Genomic DNA, 2,940 nt, shown 5'->3' on the forward strand with positions numbered 1-2,940 from the left:
GTCGCGCCCGCCGGGCGGGGCCCATCAGCGCCCGGGCGGGCCGGGGGGCAGCCGGGGGTGCAGCAGGTGCGCCACGAGGGCCGTCCAGCCCGTCTGGTGGGTGGCGCCGAGACCCTCGCCGGTGTCGCCGTCGAAGTACTCGTTGAAGGTGGGGTGCTCCCTCCACAGCGGGTCGTCGGTGGCCTCGATGCGCTGGCCGTCGGCGGGCCGGCGCCCGTCCACGGGCCGGAACAGCGAGACGAGGCTGTCGTCGATGAGGTCGGCGGCCTCGACCAGCGTGATCCGCTTGCCCGACCCGCGGGGCACCTCGACGGTCACGGTGTCGCCGAAGAAGCGCCCGTAGGTGCGCAGCTTGTCCGCCAGCAGCACGTTGACGGGGAACCAGATAGGCCCGCGCCAGTTGGAGTTGCCGCCGAAGAGCCCGGTGCGCGACTCGCCGGGCTCGTAGACGATCGAGGAGCTCTGCCCGCTCACCTCGGTGGTGATGTGCTCCTTGACGGCGGCCGACAGCGAGCGGATGCCGTAGTCGGACAGGAACTGCTCCGGGTCGAACATCCGGTCGAGGATGCGCTGCAGGCGCGGCTTGTCGAGCAGCGAGAGCAGCATCTGCCGCCCCTCGGGCCCCGAGCGCGTCAGCAGCGGCAGGGTCAGCTCCGGCCGGCGCCGCTGCAGCCAGCGCAGCCGCGAGGTCAGGTCGGGGCACTCCTCGGAGATCCAGGAGGGCACCTCGGTGGCCCCCAGGATGGGCAGCAGGCCCACCATCGAGGGCACCCGCATGGGCTCGGCGGTGCCGTCGGGGTGCAGCAGCACGTCGTAGAAGAAGCCGTCCGCCTCGTCCCACAGCGTCACGTCCTGCGAGCCGAAGGACATCATGGCCTGCGCGATGGACAGGAAGTGCTCGAGGAACTTCGTCGCGGCGTCCTCCCAGGCGGGGTCGTGCCGCGACAGCTCCAGCGCGATCTTGAACATCTGCTGACAGTAGAAGGCCATCCAGCTCGTGGCGTCGGACTGCTCCAGGCGGTACCCGGGCGGCAGCTCCGCGGACCGGTCGAAGAGGCCGATGTTGTCCATGCCGAGGAAGCCGCCCTCGAAGAGGTTCATCCCGTCGGCGTCCTTGCGGTTGACCCACCACGAGAAGTTCAGCAGCAGCTTGGTGAAGACCCGCACGAGGAAGCCCTGGTCGCGGTAGCCGTCCAGGCGGTACACGTGCCAGGCCGCCCAGGCGTGCACGGGCGGGTTGACGTCGCCGAAGGCCCACTCGTAGGCGGGCAGCTGCCCGTTGGGGTGCATGGACCACTCGCGGAGCATGAGGACCAGCTGCTCCTTGGCGAACTCGGGGTCCACGTGGGCCAGCGGGATGCAGTGGAAGGCGAGGTCCCAGGCGGCGAACCAGGGGTACTCCCACTCGTCCGGCATGGAGATCACGTCGGCCAGCGCCAGGTGCCGCCAGGCGGTGTTGCGCCCGCCGCGCTGCCGGCGCGCCTCCGGCGGCGGGTCGGCCCAGGGGTCGCCGTCGAGCCACTGGCGCACGTCGTAGCGGTACAGCTGCTTGGTCCACAGCAGCCCGGCGTAGGCGCGCCGCGCGATGTGCTTGTCCGAGGCGGGCAGGGAGGCGGGCAGCACGGCGTCGTAGTAGGCGTCGGCCTCGGCGGCCCGGTCGCGCACCACGGCCTCGAAGCCGTCGCCGAAGGTGCCCCGGCCGGGCTCGCGCGGGGACAGCCGCAGCCGCACCTCGACGGTCTGCCCGGGCAGGACCTCGTCGAAGCGGTACCAGAAGGCGGCCTTGGTGCCCTGCAGGGCGGGGTTGACCGCGGCGGTGTCGCCGCGCACGATCCGCCGGTCGATCCCGTCCTTGGTGTACGTGGTGGTGTTGCGCGCCGCCCCGAAGAGCTCCACCGCGTTGGTCTCGTTCTCGCAGAAGAGCACCTCGGGGGAGCCCTCGGCGGAGACGTAGTACCGGCCCAGGTGGCCGTGCTGGCACTCCACGGCCTCCAGCCCGCCCACGGTCAGGGTGGGCGGCAGCACCTGCTCCAGGGTCCCGCGGCGCTTGTCCCACCCCCAGGACCAGGTGTTGCGGAACCAGACCTGGGGCACCAGGTCGAGCGGTGCGGGGTCCGGCCCGTGGTTGGTGGCGCTGATCACGACGCAGACGTCGTCGGGGGAGGCCTTGGCGTAGGTGACCTCGACGTCGAAGAAGCGGTTCTCGTCGAGGACCCCGGTGTCGCCGAGCTCGTACTCGCGCTCCTCGCGGCTGCGGCGGGCGTTCTCCTCCCGCAGCCGCTGGTAGGGGAACTCCTCCTGCGGGTACCGGTACAGCCAGCGCATCCAGCTGTGCGAGGGCGTGCTGTCGACCGCCCACCAGTACTCCTTGGCGTCCTCGCCGTGGTTGCCCTCGCCGTTGGTCAGGCCGAAGAGCCGCTCCTTGAGGATCGGGTCCCGGCGGTTCCACAGGGCCACGGCCAGGTTGAGGAAGCCGAAGCGGTCGCAGATGCCGCCCAGGCCGTCCTCGCCCCACCGGTAGGTGCGCGAGCGCGCGTGGTCGAAGGGGAAGGCCGACCAGGCGTCGCCGGCCTCGGAGTAGTCCTCGCGCACGGTGCCCCACTGCCGGCCCGCGAGGTAGGGCCCCCACAGCCGCCAGGGGCCGTCGGGGCCGGGGGACTCGGCCATCCGGGCGTGCTCGGCGCTCGGGTGCCCCTGGGGGGCGGGCGTCTCACCAGGCAGGTCCACCGCTCCATCCTGCCAAGACGGGCCCCCGGGCGCCGGGTGAGCGCCTGGACCGCCGGATCACGTTGCGGCAGTAGCCGATCCGTTCGCGTCCCGGCACGGATTTGGTGCTCGGGGCGTCAGCGGCGTACTGTTCTTCCTGTCGCCCGGACGGGGCGGCCGCCGGGGCCGGGAGGCCGCGGGGGCTCGCTGCGGGTGGGTGGCACCGGAAAGCTC

Annotated in this window: 1 protein-coding gene; it reads right to left on the reverse strand. The window is 72.3% G+C overall.

The window, feature by feature from the left end; all coding sequences use genetic code 11:
* Positions 1–24: 24 nt before the first annotated feature.
* Complete coding sequence (locus tag ACRYR7_RS25040; RefSeq protein ID WP_432575076.1) at positions 25–2,667, reverse strand: MGH1-like glycoside hydrolase domain-containing protein; 2,643 nt, start codon at positions 2,665–2,667, stop codon at positions 25–27.
* Between the last annotated feature and the right edge of the window lie 273 nt (positions 2,668–2,940).

The organism is Kineococcus gurbantunggutensis (assembly GCF_050871925.1).
In the GTDB taxonomy this organism is placed as follows: Bacteria; Actinomycetota; Actinomycetes; order Actinomycetales; family Kineococcaceae; genus Kineococcus.